This window comes from Stenotrophomonas sp. WHRI 8082 (assembly GCF_040223995.2).
Classification (GTDB): Bacteria; Pseudomonadota; Gammaproteobacteria; order Xanthomonadales; family Xanthomonadaceae; genus Stenotrophomonas.
The window spans coordinates 977,144-993,830 of sequence record NZ_CP167826.1; the positions used below are offsets into that span (position 1 = coordinate 977,144).

Here is a 16,687-nt window from a genome sequence, read left to right on the forward strand (position 1 = left end):
TTGGCTGGACACATTCCGCCGAGCACGGCGCGGCGCTACCAGAGCATCCAACATCGGTAGCGCCGACCCATGGTCGGCGAGCGCAGCGGGCCGTGGCCGGACACATTCCGCCGAGCACGGCTCGGCGCTACCAGAGCATCGGACATCGGTGGCGCCGACCCATGGTCGGCGAGCGCAGCGGGCCGTTGGCTGGACACATTCCGCCGAGCACGGCTCGGCGCTACCAGAGCATCCAACATCGGTAGCGCCGACCCATGGTCGGCGAGCGCAGCGGGCCGTGGCCGGACACATTCCGCCGAGCACGGCTCGGCGCTACCAGAGCATCGGACATCGGTGGCGCCGATCCACGGTCGGCGAGCACAGCGGGCCGTGGCCGGACACATTCCGCCGAGCACGGCTCGGCGCTACCAGAGCACCCGACATCGGTAGCGCCGACCCATGGTCGGCGAGCGCAGCGGGCCGTTGCCGGACACATTCCGCCGAGCACGGCTCGGCGCTAGCAGAGCATCCGACATCCGTAGCGCCGACCCATGGTCGGCGAGCGCAGCGGGCCGTGGCCGGACACACGCCGCCGAGCACGGCTCAGCGCTAGCAGAGCATCCGACATCGGTAGCGCCGACCCATGGTCGGCGAGCGCAGCGGGCCGTTGGCGGACACATTCCGCCGAGCACGGCTCCGCGCTACGCCATCCAGACCAGCGTGGCCATGCGCCCGGTACGGCGGTCTCGCCGGTGCGAGAAAAATCCAGGATCTGCGATCGTTGACAGCGTGCCACCGTGGACATCGGCTGCGTTCATGCCAGCCGCCTGCAGCCGCTGCCGCGCAAGTGCGTACAGGTCGACCTTCCAATGCCCCGCCCGCGTCGCCGCGAAGGCAGCGCCCGCCGCGGCATCGTGCCCGACGAATGCACGGTAGACGTCCTCGCCGATTTCATACTCCGCCGGGCCCGCTGCCGGACCCAGCCATGCCACCAGATCGGCCGGTGCCGTCTCCATCGCCGCGACCGTCTGCTCCAACATCCCGTCAGCCAGCCCCCGCCACCCTGCGTGGGCAGCGCCCACCTCCTTGCCATCGCGCGCAGCCAGTACCAGCGGCAGGCAGTCGGCGGTCAGGATGGCCAGCACCACACCGGGGACCGATGTCACCGCGGCATCGGCGACCGGCTCGCCGCCTCCGTCCGCAGGCGCTGCATCAAAGCGCAGCACCGTCGTGCCATGGACCTGCCGCAGCCAGTGCGGCGTGGAAGGCAGGCCAAGCCCCTCCTGCAACAGGCGACGATTGGACTCCACACTGGCGGGAATGTCGCCGTCAGCGGTGTGTCGATTGCCCAGATTGAACTGATCGAACGGAGGCTGCGACACCCCCGCTCCGTACCGCCGCGTGGTCAACGCGTGCACGCCGGCCGGGGCTGGCCAATCCGGCGTCAGCAGCGGCAGCGCACCCGCACTCACCAGCGGTTCCGCTCGCGTTCGGCGAAGGCCTTGCTGTCGTCATGCAGGGCTTTCATCAGCTGCAGCATGTCCGCCGGCGCGGGGGCAGTGTTACGCACCGGCTCCCCGGTGATCGGGTGGTTGAATTCCAGTGTCTCGGCATGCAGCGCCTGCCGCTTGAATCCGCGCAGCGCAGCGACGAGCTCGTCACTGGCGCCCTTCGGCAGCTTCAACGCACCGCCGTACAACTGGTCACCGACGATCGCGTGGCGCAGATGCGCCATATGCACACGGATCTGGTGGGTACGGCCCGTCTCCAGGCGGCATTCCAGCGCGGTGTGCGCGCGGAACCGCTCGCGCAGGCGGTAGTGGGTGATCGCTTCCTTGCCGTCTTCGCGCACGCCCATTTTCAGGCGATCACGGGGATGGCGATCGATCGGCGCATCGGCCGTGCCACCGGCCACCAGCGCCCCCACCACGACGGCCAGGTACTGGCGGTGCACCTGGCGCTCGGACAACTGCTCCACGAGGGCGGTCTGCGCCTGGATGGTGCGGGCGATGACCATCACGCCACTGGTGTCTTTATCCAGGCGATGCACGATGCCAGCGCGCGGCAGCGCCGACACCGACGCATCGCGGTACAGCAGTGCGTTGACCAGCGTGCCGCTGGAATTGCCGGCACCCGGATGCACCACCAGGCCCACCGGCTTGTTGATCACCAGCAGGTGCTCATCCTCGAACAGCACATCCAGCGGGATGTCTTCCGGCTCGGCGTGGGTCTGGGTTTCCAGCACCGCATTCAGGGTGGCGACCTCACCGCCACGGACCGGGTCGCGTCCGCGCACGGTGACCCCGTCCAGCAGCACATCGCCGGATTTGATCCATTCGGTCAGCTTGGAGCGGGAGTATTCCGGAAACAGCTCGGCCAGCACCGCATCGAAGCGGCGGCCTGCAGCGGTATCGGGGACGGTGGCCTGGCGGGCCTGTTCAGCAGAGGAATCGGACATGGCGGCAACTTTTCAAGACGAAATCGGGGATCCCGGCGACCTGTTTCAGTCGCTGGACAGGACACTAGGCTATCATCGACCCTTCGTATTCCAGCCGCGTCCCGCCTTGACACCATGATCCGACGCTCTTCCCCGTTCTTCGCGCCCGTCCGCCTGACCGCCCTGCTGCTGGTCCTGGTGATCGCCGCCACCGGCTGCAACCGCGGCACCAAGGGCGATAACCCTGATGATGGCCTGCCGGTCGAGACGTTGTACCAGAAGGGCCACGGCCTGATGGAAGGCGGCAACTGGAGCGGCGCCGAGGCCAGCTTCCGCCGCCTGGTGGCCCAGTATCCGTACGGTCCCTATACCGAGCAGGCGATGATCGAAACCGCCTACGCCCAGTACAAGGCCGGCAAGAACGATGACGCGGTTTCCAGCGTCGATCGCTTCATCCGGACCTACCCGACCCACCGCAACGTGTCGTATCTCTACTACCTGCGTGGCTTGGCCAACAGTAATCGCGATACGGTTTTCCTCCGCCGCGTATGGTCACTCGATGCAAGTCGCCGCGATCTGTCCACGCCGCGTCAGGCCTTTGCGGACTTCAACATCGTCGTTGACCGCTATCCGAACAGCCGCTACGCCGCGGATGCGCGCAAGCGCATGATCGACCTGCGCGACGTATTCGCCCAGCACGAGTTGGACAATGCGCTGTACTACCTGCGTCGCGAGGCGTGGCTGTCGGCCGCAGGCCGTGCCACCTATCTGCTGGAGACCTATCCGCAGAGTGCCTACCAGTACGACGCGGTGGCGGTGCTGGCAGATGCCTATACCCACGCAGGCAACAAGGTCCTGGCCGACGACGCCCGTCGCGTGCTGGAGCTGAACGCCCCGGACCATCCGTGGTTGAAGAACGAGTGGCCGGACTACCCGTGGATGGTCCGCAAGCTCAACCCGTTCGCGGGTGAGAAGTCGGCCACCACCGGCCAGCGCAATGCGACGATGAACCGCAAGTAGGTTCAACGGGTATACCGGTCAGACAAACGCCCCGCTTTCGCGGGGCGTTTTTTTTTTCGCAGGCCAGCGTAGAGCTCTCAGCCCAGGCCGTGCTTCCGATTCAGGAAGCGCGCCAGTTCCTGCAGCACGCCCGTGATCTGCTTGTCGGAAAGATCCGCATGGCGCTCCCCTTGGTGCCGTGGACGCGGCCATGCTTCGTCCAGCCACCGGCCGATCTGCCCACGGCAGGCCGTATCCATGTGCTGAGGATGCAACTGGTACAGGTGCATAAGCTGACCCGACAACGCGGCATGGATCAGTTTGCCCTGTACGCCCACCGGCTCCAACGGATCTTCCACGCTCATGTCGCCTTCAAAAAGCGCATGCAGGTCATCAGCGGTATACGCCGCCGAAGGTGCCGGAGCATCGACACCTCGCAGTTGCACGACCACGCGTTCCAGCGCGTTCATCGCGTTCAGATAGGTGTCGGATTGCCGGGTATCCCGCAGCAGATGCCGACGCGCCGGCATACAGTCGACCCGTATTTCCTCAGCCGCCACCGCGCACGCACCTGCAGAATCCCGCTGAACGCTTCGCTCGATCACACTGACGCAGCCGGGGATGCCGCCATCGGCGCACGCCGCGGCGGCAGCAGCCGTCAGACAGTGTGCGACAACAAAAGAAGCCTCGTGCGAACCCGCACCGAGTTCGCTGATGCACGCTGCCAGTGCGGGCTGCAGTGACGTGTACAAGACGGCAGGATCGGAACCGACGGCGTCCAGGTGCAGGGGCTGTACGCCGCCCTCTGCCCTGCACACCCGCGTCAGCGCTGCGCCGATGGCCCACCACGTCGCAGCAGTGCGCAGCAGGCGACCCGGCGCCAGAGCATCCAATGCGCCCATCACCGCCCTACCCAGCGGCACTACCGTGTTGCTTACCCCGCGCAGCGCCGCGCCGAACTGCAGTAATCCAGGTGATCGCCCCTCATCGGGCGCCCGCTGTATGACGCAAGCGCCCGGACAGGTTGTCGAGAGGATCATTCCTGCACCTGGCGGCCGCTCACGATGCGGTCCCTGCTGCGGCGGCATGGCGCTCATTGAGCCGTTGTGCGAGCTCGGCCAGCACGAACCTCAGCTGGCCCTTCGTGATGGGCACTACGCTGTCGACCGGGTACCGCTGATCCAACCCGTTTTCAACAGCCCCGAGCGCGGAGTCATCCAAACGCTGCGGCTGCAGCTGATAGGCCTGCGCAGCCAGCCGATGAACAACCGAGCGCAGTTGCAGACCGGCTTGGCTGCACGCACCACGCAACGCCTCTCGGTGGGCAGACTGCTCCACCAGCGCGTACACGTCCTGGCCAGTGCAAGGCCGCGCCAGCTGCGTAAACGCCTCGCCCAGCGACTTCCTCAGCGCGTGGCGAAGCCCGTCCAGCGCCTTGTGGTAGACGGGATCTGCAGCAGCTTTGGGATGCAGTTCGTCGAAGAGTGTCCGCGCATCTTCATCCTCCTGTCCCGCCTCTTCATCGCCTGCCACAGCCGGCTGCAGGGTCTGTACCGTGCGGTCGACCACGTCCAGGCACGCGCCATCGCCTGATTCGCCGCACACCGCCATCGCCTCGGCAACAAGGCAGTGCGCCATGACATGGCTGTCGCGCTCGGCCTTGCCCGTTTCCACTGCATCGCCGAGCTTTTTCATGCACGCCTGCAAACCAGACACCACGTTCCGTTCGAACATCGTCTCCAGCGCAGTTGGGCGCGAGCCGCTGTCACGCTCCTGGTCCACTGCAAAAGCGGGATCTTCGTCAAGGTGAAGAAACTCGGCATCTGCGCCCCGCCAGCCCGTGCTGCGCAGTGAATCAAGACGGTTCCAATGCGGATGTCCAGCGATATCCGGACTGAAGGGAGGTGGGATGTGTCTGGTCAAGCCGCGCCCCTGTGCGTTGCCTACAGCGGCCAGACCGACGCCAATCGTGAACCATCGCGCCGCGTTATCCAGCACGCGCCGGGGGGCCATCAGATCGAGCGCGCCCAGCGTCGCCCTTGCCACCCCGGCGGTGACGTTGCCGACCCAACCAGGCACGAGTCGCTGGTGCCCACGTAACGGTATTGATCCATGATCGCGCACTCCCCCCGCCATGGTGCAGGGGGCGGCGAGCGCGGGAGCTGCTGGAATTTCCATGTCGATGTCCTTCTTTCAAGTGATGATGAATCCGCCTCAGCGTCCTGCCGCTGTCGTCAGTGTCGGTTCAACCAAGCGGCCAACAAGCCGGTGACGTGATCGCGCTGAAGGTCACTGATCGCTCTTCCATCCGCCTGCGGCAGCGAAAGGTTGAGCCACTCGTCCAGTTCCGGACCCAGCGCGGTGGCGTAATGTTCAGGGCGAGCGTCGATCAGGTGATGGCCGGTGCGCTGCAACAGTGGATGCAGCGCTGCCCCTGCAGCACGCAGTGCCCAGTCAAACCGCTGCATGGCACGGCTGCCGATCGGCTCGACCCTGTCAAGCTCGCGCACTCGGCCCAGCAGATCACTGCCTGCCATACCCAGCGGCGCGCCATCTGGATCGGAGTCGATCAGATCGAAATAAGCCGATTCCAGCCTCTGCAGAATCTGCTGATACTCGCCGGTGTTCCGCGCTTTGCGCTGGATCACATCCTGCAGGTCGGGCAGCGTACGAGCCACCGCAGTGGGACGGGGGTCCGGCGCCTGGCGGTGTACACGCTGCTCCAGCGCACGCTTGGCGTGTCGGCCGAGAGCGCGCAGGCACCAGGGATCGTCCCCCGCTTCACGGGCCGCTACGGCCTGCTCCTGCAGACACAACGCCTCGGCACGGGCATCGGGTAGGCCGTGCGCCTGGTGCCGTTGCAGGCAGCCATGCAGCTGCCTGTCATCATCCCGCAACGGCAGGGCACTCCGGCCCGATCTGTCGCCGGCGTTGGCCGGCACCTGCCAGTGACGACCTTGGTTGCAGATGTCGGAAAGGGGGAGTTCCATCAGCGGGCGCGTGTGCCGGCCACCCTGCGCTGAAGACAGCGAGGGACGTCCCTGCACTGCAGCTATCAGGCCCAGCGCCATTACAAAACCGTCATGAACCTTCATCTGCGCCACATCCTTTGTCTGCGTCGGTCCCCCGTCGGTAGTGCGGGCGGCAGGCGTACCACCAGACGCCGTGCCAGCGCATCAGCCGGGACGTCCTGGCCCTGGGTCGCGGTGATTGAGCCAGAATGCAAGATCGCGCAACACCTGCTTCGCCTGCTCAGGCGTCAATTTCGCCTGCCCCGCCTGCGGGTACCGGAGAGCAACGTCCTGCAGGAAATCCGCATGCCATTGTTCGTCCACCAGCTCGGGACGCTGGATGTACACCTGCTCGCCTGCCTCAGCCCGGGCGCGCCCCAGCTGCACGGCCGGCGCCACGGCCTCGCTCCAGAAGGGCTCGCCTTGCAGCGGATTGCCGATGAGTAGCTGCACCTCGTCGGCGGTATAGCGAACGGTGGTATCGGTCAGATCACGTCGGGTCTGCCTGCCCAGCGCCGTCTCCAGTACCGACATCGCGGTGCGATACTCGTCCGAATCCACAAAGTGCTTTCGCGTTTCCTGTTTTGCCTTCTGCGATGCTTGGCGCGCTGTGAGCTGCCCATCACGGACCAGCTCGTTGCTTCCCACCTCCACGTCAGCCCGACGGTTATCGGTTGCGCTGTTCACCGCCTGCTGCATTCCCCTGTTCAACGTCCTTGCCGCTGCGTCCACGCAGCCGGGATCCGTCCCCTGCGCGCAGATACGCAGCAGAGACTCCGTCAGGCATTGAGCTGCGTACCGCTCCGCGGGAAGCGGGCCAGCGCCGGTTCCCCCCAGGCACGTGCGCAGTTCAGCAGCATCGAGATCAAAAAGATAATTGGCCTCGGTCTGATAACCGCCGCCATGGCGGAGCGGGCTGGCCGCTACATTGCTGATCGCCGACAACGCCAGTGCGCCAGGCAGCACGCGCCGAAGCCCACGCAGCACGCGGTTGGGCGCCAGTTCGTCCAGCACGGTCAGGGCCGCAACGCCGACGTGGCGTATCGCGTTGGCAACGCCGGAGACAGCACGCGCGCTGTGCCCGGCAAGGGAAAACGAGGGCGGCGGGTTGGAGCAGATGGAAAGGGGCATGCGTTCGGCACAGACAAGGGAAGGTCTGCTGAACGTTAATCAACGTGGCAGCCCGCCACTGCCATTTCCCGCGCACGCGCGCACCGATGCACGCTGGTTGACAGCCCTCAGCCGGTATAGCCGTTGGTGATCGGGTAGCGACGCTCGCGTCCGAACGCGCGTCGCGACACCTTCGGTCCCGGCGCGGCCTGATGGCGCTTCCACTCGCTGATCCGCACCAACCGCAGCACCCGGTCCACGACCTCGGTGGCGTAGCCGGCCGCGATGATCTCTTCGCGTGACTGTTCCTGGTCCACGAACCGGTACAGGATGCCATCGAGCACGTCGTACGCCGGCAACGAGTCCTGATCGGTCTGGTTGTCGCGCAGCTCGGCCGATGGCGGCCGGCTGATCACCGCAGGCGGAATGACCGGCGCGCCCCCCACGGTGTTGCGCCACTTCGCCAAGCCGAACACTTCTGTCTTGTACAGGTCTTTCAACGGCGCGTAGCCACCGCACATGTCGCCGTAGATGGTCGCGTAGCCCACGGCATACTCGCTCTTGTTCCCCGTGGTGAGCAGCAGCCCGCCGAACTTGTTCGCCAGTGCCATCAGGATCACCCCGCGGCTGCGGCTCTGCAGGTTCTCTTCGGTGATGTCGGGCGTGGTGCCTTCGAACATCGGCGCCAACGCCTCCATCAGGCCCTTGAACGCCGGCTCGATCGACACCTGCTCCAGCTTCACGCCCAGCGCCTCGCATTGCTCGGCGGCCAGGTCATTGGACAGCCCTGCGGTGTAGCGCGATGGCAGCCGAACGGCCGTGACATTCTCTGCTCCCAGTGCATCCACGGCCATCGCCAGCACCAGCGCCGAATCAATTCCGCCGGACAGGCCCAGCCAGACTTTCTGGAAGCCGTTCTTGGCGCAGTAATCCTGCAACCCACGGGTCACCGCGCGCCAAGCCAGCGCGTCCATGCTTTCATCGCCGTCGTCCATCCACAGTAGCGGCAGGAACCGGCGCTGCTCGCTCTCGTATTCCACGACCAGCCACTGCTCGGTGAACGCAGCGGCCGCCGGGTGGACCGTGCCATCGGCATCGGCCACCACCGAAGCGCCATCGAACACCAGCGCATCCTGGCCGCCGACCACGTTGAGGTAGGCGATCGCCGCACCGCTTTCCCGCGTGCGCGCGGCAAGCACGGCATCGCGCTGCGCGTGCTTGCCGCGCTCGTAAGGTGAGGCATTGGGCACCACCACCAGCTGCGCCCCACTGCGCACGGTATCGGCCAGCGGTTCGGCGAACCACAGGTCTTCGCAGATCAGCACGCCCACCGGCACGCCGTTGACCTCGAATACGCAGCTGGGGCCGTCCGGATCGATGTCGAAGTAGCGGCGCTCGTCGAACACGGCGTAGTTGGGCAGCTCGCGCTTGCGGTACGTTTTTTCCACGATGCCATCGCGGAGCACGCTGGCGGCGTTGTACACCACCGGCCCGGCCGGCTGCGGCCAGCCCACCACCGCCGTGATGCCTTTGCACGATGCCGCGATGCATTCCATCGCCTGCTCGCAGTGGCGCAGGAAGCCGGGGCGCAGCAACAGGTCCTCCGGTGGATAACCACTGATGGCCAGTTCCGGGAACACCACCAGGTCGGCACCGTGGTCGTCGCGCGCCTGCTCGATCATTTCGATGATGCGATCGGTGTTGGCGGCGACCGCGCCGACCGGGAAATCAAACTGCGCCATCGCGATGCGGATCGAAGCCATGAAGATTCCAGCCTGTGGTTGCTATGCCGCCATTGTAGCGCCGGGCCATCGCGGGCGATCCTGCTGCAACCTTGCGGACGCCTTCCGCCGAGCATGGCTCGGCGCTACCTGCCGTGCTGGCGTGCTGCCGTCCTGCCGGACCGCTCCGCCCATACGCAGAAAGCCGCCCGAAGGCGGCTCTCTGTTTTCGCTGGCAGTCGCCGAGCGGGGCCCGGCGCTACCGATCGTGCCGGCCGGGGCCGACAGCGATCTTACTTGACCAGCTTGGCGATGGCCGCGCCCAGGTCGCCCGGCGAACGGACCGTGACCACGCCCGCAGCTTCCATCGCTGCGAACTTGCCTTCCGCCGTGCCCTTGCCGCCCGATGCGATCGCACCGGCATGGCCCATGCGCTTGCCGGCCGGTGCCGACGCGCCGGCGATGAAGCCGACGACCGGCTTCTTCACGAACTGCTTGATGTATTCAGCGCCCGCTTCTTCGGCGTCGCCGCCGATTTCGCCGACCATGATGATGCCCAGGGTCTGCGGATCTTCGTTGAACAGCTTGAGGCAGTCGACGAAGTTCAGGCCGTTGATCGGGTCACCGCCGATGCCGATGCAGGTGGACTGGCCCAGGCCGACTTCCGTGGTCTGCTTGACCGCTTCATAGGTCAGGGTGCCCGAACGGGACACGATGCCGATCTTGCCCGGCATGTGGATGTGGCCCGGCATGATGCCGATCTTGCACTCGCCGGGGGTGATGACACCCGGGCAGTTCGGACCGACCAGCACGGTGTCCGGATGGGCACGGGTCAGCACGTTCTTGACGCGCAGCATGTCCAGCACCGGAATGCCTTCGGTGATGCACACGATGACCTTGATGCCGGCCGCAGCCGCTTCCAGGATCGCGTCAGCCGCATACGGCGGCGGCACGTAGATCACCGACGCATCGGCGCCGGTGTTCTGCACGGCATCGGCCACGGTGTTGAACACCGGCAGGTCGATGTGGGTGGTGCCACCCTTGCCCGGGGTCACGCCGCCGACGACCTGGGTGCCGTACTCGATCATCTGGGTCGCGTGGAAGGTGCCCTGCTGGCCGGTAAAGCCCTGCACGATCACCTTGGTGTTCTTGTTGATCAAAACTGACATTGGATTTCCTTCGGTGTCGAATCAGGCGGCGTTCTTGACAGCTTCAACGACCTTCTTGGCGCCGTCGTTGATGTTGTCAGCCGGGATGATGGCCATGCCGCTGTCACGCAGCAGCTGCTTGCCTTCTTCCACGTTGGTGCCTTCCAGACGCACCACGACCGGGACCTTGACGCCCACTTCCTTGACTGCCGCGATGATGCCCTCGGCGATCATGTCGCAGCGGACGATACCGCCGAAGATGTTGACGAAGATGCCTTCGACCTTGTCCGAGGACAGGATCAGCTTGAACGCTTCGATGACGCGCTGCTTGTTCGCACCGCCGCCCACGTCCAGGAAGTTCGCCGGCTCGCCGCCGTTGAGCTTGATGACGTCCATGGTGGCCATGGCCAGGCCTGCGCCGTTGACCATGCAGCCGATGTTGCCGTCCATGGTGACGTAGTTGATGTCCAGCTCCGAAGCGGTCACTTCGGTTTCGTCTTCCTGCGTCTTGTCGCGCATGGCGACCAGAGCCTTCTGACGGAACGCGGCGTTGTCGTCGCTGTCGAACTTGCCGTCCAGCGCGTACAGGTTGCCGTCGTCCAGGATGGCCAACGGGTTGATTTCAACCAGCGCCAGGTCCTTTTCGTTGAACAGCTTGTACAGGTTCACCATGATGCTGGCGAACTGGCCGGCCTGCTTGGCGGTGAGGCCGAGCTTGAAGCCGAAATCACGGCCGTGGTAACCCTGCACGCCCTCGACGAAGTCGACGTTGAGCGAATGGATCAGCTCCGGCGTTTCGGCAGCGACCTGCTCGATTTCCACGCCGCCTTCCGAAGAAGCGATGTAGGTGATGGTCTTGGTGCCACGGTCGACCAGCACCGAGAGGTACAGCTCCTTGACGATCTCACCGGCGGTGGTCACCAGCACCAGGTTGACCGGCAGCTCGACGCCTGCGGTCTGGTAGGTGGCCATCTTGGTGCCGAGCATCTTGGCCGCAGCGGCCTTCACGTCGTCGGTGGTCTTGCAGAACTTGACGCCGCCAGCCTTGCCTCGGCCGCCAGCGTGGATCTGCGCCTTGACCATCCAGGGGCCCTGGCCCAGCGAGGTCGCTGCTGCGACTGCTTCGTCCGGGGTAGCCGCGACCTTGCCGGCCGGGACGGGAATGCCGTACTCGGCAAGCAGCTGTTTTGACTGGTATTCGTGGAAATTCATGCGTCACCGTGGGAATAGGAACGACCGCACGCATCTCCAAGGCTCCCTCGCAGGAGCACCGGCACGAACAGCGGCGGGCCCGCTATTGTGGCTGACCCCGGCGCGTGGCGCAAAGACGGCGACGCAAAATCCAGCATGCGGCCGTTTTCTGCTGGGATTTCAGGCATTTGTGGTGCCCCCCGCGGCGTGCCCGTGGACCCGTCCAGGGCCTGCGCGCACGCTGACCAGCCCGAACGGCGCGGAGGAACGACAACCGTGCCTATACTGCGCGGCAGCCAGAAGGGGAGTTTTGGCGTGGCACCCACCGCCTCATTGATCGACCGCATCGAGTCCATCCCTCGGCGCGAACTGTATTTCTTCGCCTTGTATCGCCTGCTGATCGCCACCGCGATCGCCGGCCTGATGTTCAGCCCGATGGCCGGGCTGCTGGGCGAGGCGCACCACCCGACGCTGGCCGCTTACGTGTCCGGCGGCTACTGGCTGCTGTCCGTGCTGATGCTGCTGCTCGGCCGCAGCGAGCGCTGGCTGCGGCCCATCGTGCTCGCCGGCGTGACCCTGGACATCCTCGCCGCCTCGTTGTTGGCCCATGCCTTGCCGGGTGCCAGCGCCGGCATATCGATGTCGCTGCTGTTCAATATCGCTGCCGCCGCCACCATGCTGCCGTTGTCGCTCGGGCTTTCCCTGGCGTTGGGTGCGAGCGTGGCCACCGTGGCCGAATACCTGTGGAAGCTGCTGGAGGGCGGTGCCCCCACCCGCACGCTGGCCGAGCTGGCCATGTTCACGACCAGCTACCTGGCGCTGGCCTTCATCAGCTCGGAGGTCGCCCACCGTGCACGGCGCAACCAACAGTTGGCCAACCAACGCGGTGACGAGGTCGCCGACCTGTTCCAGATCAACGAGCTGATCATCCGCCGCATGCGCACCGGCGTACTGGTGGTGGACGGGCAGAACCGCATCACGCTGGCCAATGAGGCAGCGTCGACCCTGCTGGGCGACAGCGGGGGTGACGGTGGCCGAGCGGGCTTGGGCAGTGCGGCGCCGGAGCTGTCACGCCGCTTGCAGCGCTGGCGCAATGGCTGGAACCAGGAAGAGGCGCCGCTGCAGCTGTCACCGGACCAGCCGGAGGTACAGCCGCGCTTCGCCCGCCTGCGCAGCGGCAGCGACCTGACCCTGATCTTCCTGGACGACACCAGCGTGGTATCGCGGCGGGCCGAATCCCTCACGCTGTCTGCGATGGGGCGCTTTTCGGCCAGCCTTGCCCATGAAATCCGCAACCCACTGGCCGCCATCAACTACGCCGTGCAGCTGCTGGAAGAAGAAGACGGCAACTTCAGCGAAAGCGACCGCCGGCTGCTGCAGATCATCCACCAGCAGTGCCAGCGCACCAATGGCATCGTGGAGAGCGTGCTGGGACTGGCCCGCCGCGAACGCGCCAATCCGGAGAACGTGGACCTGGCTGCCTTCGTGCGCCGCTTCGTACTGGAGTACAAGCAGGGCCTGTCGCTGGAAACCGACAGCGTGGAATCGATCATTTCCGACACCTCCGTTGCGGCCCAGGTGGACCCGCGCCACCTGCACCAGATCCTGACCGCCCTGGTCCACAATGCGCTGAAGTACGGCCGGATCGGCGAGCAGCCCGCCCGTATCCGGCTACGCGTGGCGCGCCAGGAAAGCGGCCCGGTGGTGGATGTGATGGACCGCGGCCCCGGCATTCCCGATGCGGTGGCGGCGCAGCTGTTCAACCCGTTCTTCACCACGTCCGAGCATGGCACCGGCCTGGGCCTGTACATCGCGCGCGAGCTCTGCCGCGCCAACCAGGCGCGCCTGGAGTACGTCCCGGTGCCTGCGGGCGGGGCCTGCTTCCGGGTGATCCTGCCCGCGCCGCACGCATTGGTCAGGCCATGATCGCGCCGCACACGCGTCAATGATTTGTCGCTACCGTCCCCCTCGGCTATCTTTCTCCACATGAACGAAACCCGTAGCGCACTTGTCGTCGATGACGAACGCGACATCCGTGAACTGCTGGTGTTGACGCTGGGCCGCATGGGCCTGCGCATCAACACCGCGGCCAACCTGGCAGAGGCCCGCGAGTTGCTGGCCAGCAATCCGTATGACCTGTGCATCACCGACATGCGCTTGCCCGACGGCAATGGGATCGAGCTGGTGACCGAGATCGCACAGCATTACCCGCGCACGCCGGTGGCGATGATCACCGCGTTCGGCAGCATGGACCTCGCCGTGGAAGCGCTGAAGGCCGGTGCTTTTGATTTCGTCAGCAAGCCTGTCGACATTTCCGTGCTGCGCGGGCTGGTCAAGCATGCGCTGGAACTCAACAACGCCGAACGCCCACGCGCGGTGACCCCGGGCGAGCAGAGCAGCCGCCTGCTCGGTCGTTCGCAGCCGATGGAGACCCTGCGCGCTACGCTGGGCAAAGTGGCCCGCAGCCAGGCACCGGTGTACATCCTCGGTGAATCCGGCGTCGGCAAAGAGCTCGTCGCGCGCACCATCCACGAACAAGGCGCGCGCGCCGCAGGACCGTTCATTCCGGTGAACTGCGGCGCCATTCCATCGGAGCTGATGGAAAGCGAGTTCTTCGGCCACAAGAAAGGCAGTTTCACCGGCGCGCATGCCGACAAGCCGGGGCTGTTCCAGGCTGCGCACGGCGGCACGCTGTTCCTCGACGAAGTGGCCGAGCTGCCGCTGCAGATGCAGGTCAAGCTGCTGCGCGCGATCCAGGAAAAGTCGGTGCGCCCTGTCGGCGCATCGGCGGAAATCCCGGTCGACGTGCGCATCCTGTCGGCCACGCATAAAGACCTGGCCCACCTGGTGGATGAAGGCCGCTTCCGCCACGATCTGTATTACCGCATCAACGTGATCGAACTGCGCGTGCCGCCGCTGCGCGAGCGCCACGAAGACCTGACCGAGCTGGCTGCCTCGATCCTGGCTCGGCTGGCGCGTAATCACGGCTGCGCCATTCCCCTGCTTGCGCCGTCTGCTCTGGACGCCTTGGCGCATTACAGCTTTCCCGGCAATGTGCGTGAGCTGGAAAACATCCTGGAACGCGCGTTGGCACTCGCCGAGAGCGACAGCATCGGTGCCGCTGACCTGCGCCTGCCCCAGGCGGCCACGCGCGCGCCCGGTGCCGCTGCCGGGCCGGTGGTGGAGGCGGTGGTCGACCTGCCGGCCGGCAACGCGGCCCTGCCCTCCTACATCGAACAGATGGAACGCACCGCCATCCAGCGCGCACTGGAGGAGAACCGCTGGAACAAGACGCGCACCGCCGCCCAGCTGGGCATCACCTTCCGTGCGTTGCGTTACAAGCTGAAAAAGCTCGGCATGGAATGAGGGCAGTGACGACTGCGGGTCGTCCGTGTTCCGGGATGACGGCCAGCGTTCGTCACTGCCCGGGGTGTGTCAGAGGAATGGAAAGGGCGTGGCGGAAGACGTTGGTCGGGTCGACCTTCGCCTTGAGCGCGATAAGCTTCTCGATCAGTTCGGTATTCCACCCGTAATAGAGGTTCAGCCAGTCCTCGTCCTCCTGCCCAGCGTCGTCATACCGCATGTCGATGTCGGGGTAGTTGATGTAACAGCCATCAAACGCGGGGCGGGATGGTTTTCCCTGATGGACCGCAGCGTAGCTCGTCCGCATCCATCCAAGGTGCGCCGCATCATCAGCGCAGTCCGCCCAATAAGACTGGAACTGGGTTTTCAGCAGCGATGCGCGTTGCGCAACAGCCGTCGCGCCGATGCCGTTGCGGTTGATCGCTCCCCCGTAGGAATCGATCTGCACCAGCATCTGCCGGAAGCGACGTTCGCTCGTCGCGGTCGTCAGATGCGTCCACAGCGCATCGCACATCGCGGGCGAGAACTGCGCGTTCTGGTACACCGATTTTTACTTGCCACGGTGGTTGGCGCCCGAACCATTCACGGTCTGGGTCAGGTAGATCCAGTCCATGGCATCGTCGGCCTCCAGTTGCATCACGTCGCGGTGATGCGGGCCGCTCCGCGCCAAAGGCGGGATGTTCGGCATGATGAATTCCGCGCACCGCGTTGCCGGGATGCCCGCTGCCGTGTTCATCGTGCTGATGAAGTCCAGCAGTGGGGCATCATTCTCCCCGCCCACGTCCCCCTGCGGGCCGGTGAACTGGATGCCCAGCACGACGTTGTCCGAGGCGTCGATGTAGTTGAGTTTCAGCACCGTGAACAACCCGCCGTTGCCACGCCCTCGGATGGGATTCGTCGCATCCGCATCATGCGCTTCGAACCACGTCCAGTACGCCTGCAGGAAGCCAGTGAAGCGCCCCTTCAACGACGACCATGGATAGACCAAGGGCAACCAGTACGCCTTGCGGGGAGCCTTCGGCAGGTCGTCGAAGTAGTACGCGATGATGATGCCGAAGTTGCCGCCGCCGGCACCGCAGCAGGCAGTGAAAAGAGCGCGCTGAATGTCAGACCGACTGTCTGCACGCACGTGCCAAGGCACCAGCGCTGTGCCCTGCGCGTTCGGCACGAGCACATCCACCCCCGTCACCCAATCCACGGTCAACCCGTGCAGGCGTGACAACATGCCATAGCCACCGCCACTGATATGCCCCCCCACGCCAACGGAATAACACGAGCCGCCCGGGAGGGTCCGCCCTGCCTGCTTGAACAGCGAAACGTAACCGTCCCAGTTCTGGTTGCCGGTAAGGATTTTGAAGCGGTAACGGTCTGCACCCTCGTTCCAGGGCGAGGTGACCTGTTGCCCCTCGTCGTACTGCATCCCCTTCATTTCACCCAGGTCGATGATGGACAGGGACTCGCCTGCCAGCTTGTTCGCCACCAGGCCTTCATAGCAATGCCCGCCGCTGCGCACGGTGATGCGATGCCCTGCCGCGAGCGCGGCGTTGGCTGCTGCGAGTACCTCCTCCGGCGTGGTGCATATGCGGATATCATCTGCCCCCTCCGCCAGGCTGGGTGGCCATCGAAGATTGAACCCCTTCTGCAAGGCTTCGTGGCGGGCATCGAGGCGGGTGATGACGTTCATCTCTGCGACTCCTTCGTAACCGCCTCACCAACGTGGCTCGGCTG

The 16,687-nt window shown here is 65.6% G+C and carries 14 protein-coding genes; 3 read left to right on the forward strand and 11 right to left on the reverse strand.

The annotated features are described in order from the left end of the window. Positions 1-680 precede the first annotated feature (680 nt). Positions 681-1,451: a peptidoglycan editing factor PgeF gene (pgeF, locus tag ABRP17_RS04230; RefSeq protein WP_349984897.1), complete on the reverse strand. Its 771-nt coding sequence runs from the start codon at positions 1,449-1,451 to the stop codon at positions 681-683. Then, positions 1,448-2,437 carry a 23S rRNA pseudouridine(1911/1915/1917) synthase RluD gene (gene rluD, locus ABRP17_RS04235; RefSeq protein ID WP_188324766.1) on the reverse strand — a complete coding sequence of 330 codons (990 nt, stop codon included), beginning with the start codon at positions 2,435-2,437 and terminating at the stop codon, positions 1,448-1,450. The genes pgeF and rluD overlap by 4 nt, the downstream gene beginning before the upstream one ends. A 114-nt stretch (positions 2,438-2,551) precedes the next feature. Here rluD and ABRP17_RS04240 point away from each other — a divergent pair, with 114 nt between their 5' ends. Then, positions 2,552-3,436 carry an outer membrane protein assembly factor BamD gene (locus ABRP17_RS04240; RefSeq protein WP_188324767.1) on the forward strand — a complete coding sequence of 295 codons (885 nt, stop codon included), beginning with the start codon at positions 2,552-2,554 and terminating at the stop codon, positions 3,434-3,436. A 77-nt stretch (positions 3,437-3,513) separates the two neighbouring features. Here the strand turns inward: ABRP17_RS04240 and ABRP17_RS04245 are convergent, their stop codons facing one another. The 7 genes from ABRP17_RS04245 to sucC form a co-directional block, all read right to left on the reverse strand. Further along, the gene (locus ABRP17_RS04245; RefSeq protein WP_372486888.1) at positions 3,514-4,455 is read right to left on the reverse strand and encodes a hypothetical protein; all 942 of its coding nucleotides are present in this window, start codon (positions 4,453-4,455) and stop codon (positions 3,514-3,516) included. Between the two features lie 19 nt (positions 4,456-4,474). After that, positions 4,475-5,593, reverse strand: a complete 1,119-nt coding sequence (locus ABRP17_RS04250) for a hypothetical protein (RefSeq protein WP_349984899.1) — start codon at positions 5,591-5,593, stop codon at positions 4,475-4,477. A 56-nt stretch (positions 5,594-5,649) separates the two neighbouring features. Next, positions 5,650-6,510, reverse strand: coding sequence for a hypothetical protein (locus tag ABRP17_RS04255; RefSeq protein WP_349984900.1), 861 nt, complete (start codon positions 6,508-6,510; stop codon positions 5,650-5,652). Positions 6,511-6,591: 81 nt separating this feature from the next. Continuing rightward, positions 6,592-7,557: a hypothetical protein gene (locus tag ABRP17_RS04260; RefSeq protein ID WP_349984901.1), complete on the reverse strand. Its 966-nt coding sequence runs from the start codon at positions 7,555-7,557 to the stop codon at positions 6,592-6,594. A 107-nt stretch (positions 7,558-7,664) separates the two neighbouring features. Then, a complete protein-coding gene (locus tag ABRP17_RS04265; protein WP_349984902.1) occupies positions 7,665-9,299 on the reverse strand; it encodes an NAD+ synthase in 1,635 nt (544 codons plus the stop codon). Between the two features lie 251 nt (positions 9,300-9,550). Next, positions 9,551-10,426 carry a succinate--CoA ligase subunit alpha gene (gene sucD, locus ABRP17_RS04270; protein ID WP_188324773.1) on the reverse strand — a complete coding sequence of 292 codons (876 nt, stop codon included), beginning with the start codon at positions 10,424-10,426 and terminating at the stop codon, positions 9,551-9,553. Between the two features lie 21 nt (positions 10,427-10,447). Further along, a complete protein-coding gene (sucC, locus tag ABRP17_RS04275; RefSeq protein ID WP_057506903.1) occupies positions 10,448-11,617 on the reverse strand; it encodes an ADP-forming succinate--CoA ligase subunit beta in 1,170 nt (389 codons plus the stop codon). Positions 11,618-11,911: 294 nt separating this feature from the next. On the opposite strand from sucC, the gene ABRP17_RS04280 reads away from it, so the two are divergent. Beyond that, entirely contained in the window at positions 11,912-13,522 is a 1,611-nt protein-coding gene (locus ABRP17_RS04280; protein ID WP_188327344.1) for a PAS domain-containing sensor histidine kinase, read from the forward strand. Between the two features lie 60 nt (positions 13,523-13,582). Next, positions 13,583-14,962 carry a sigma-54 dependent transcriptional regulator gene (locus ABRP17_RS04285; RefSeq protein WP_188324774.1) on the forward strand — a complete coding sequence of 460 codons (1,380 nt, stop codon included), beginning with the start codon at positions 13,583-13,585 and terminating at the stop codon, positions 14,960-14,962. A 52-nt stretch (positions 14,963-15,014) separates the two neighbouring features. Here the strand turns inward: ABRP17_RS04285 and ABRP17_RS04290 are convergent, their stop codons facing one another. Together ABRP17_RS04290 and ABRP17_RS04295 are read right to left on the reverse strand one after the other, a co-directional pair. Continuing rightward, positions 15,015-15,503 carry a BBE domain-containing protein gene (locus ABRP17_RS04290; RefSeq protein ID WP_349984903.1) on the reverse strand — a complete coding sequence of 163 codons (489 nt, stop codon included), beginning with the start codon at positions 15,501-15,503 and terminating at the stop codon, positions 15,015-15,017. 6 nt (positions 15,504-15,509) lie between these two features. Further along, positions 15,510-16,643: an FAD-binding protein gene (locus ABRP17_RS04295; RefSeq protein WP_349984904.1), complete on the reverse strand. Its 1,134-nt coding sequence runs from the start codon at positions 16,641-16,643 to the stop codon at positions 15,510-15,512. Positions 16,644-16,687 lie beyond the last annotated feature (44 nt).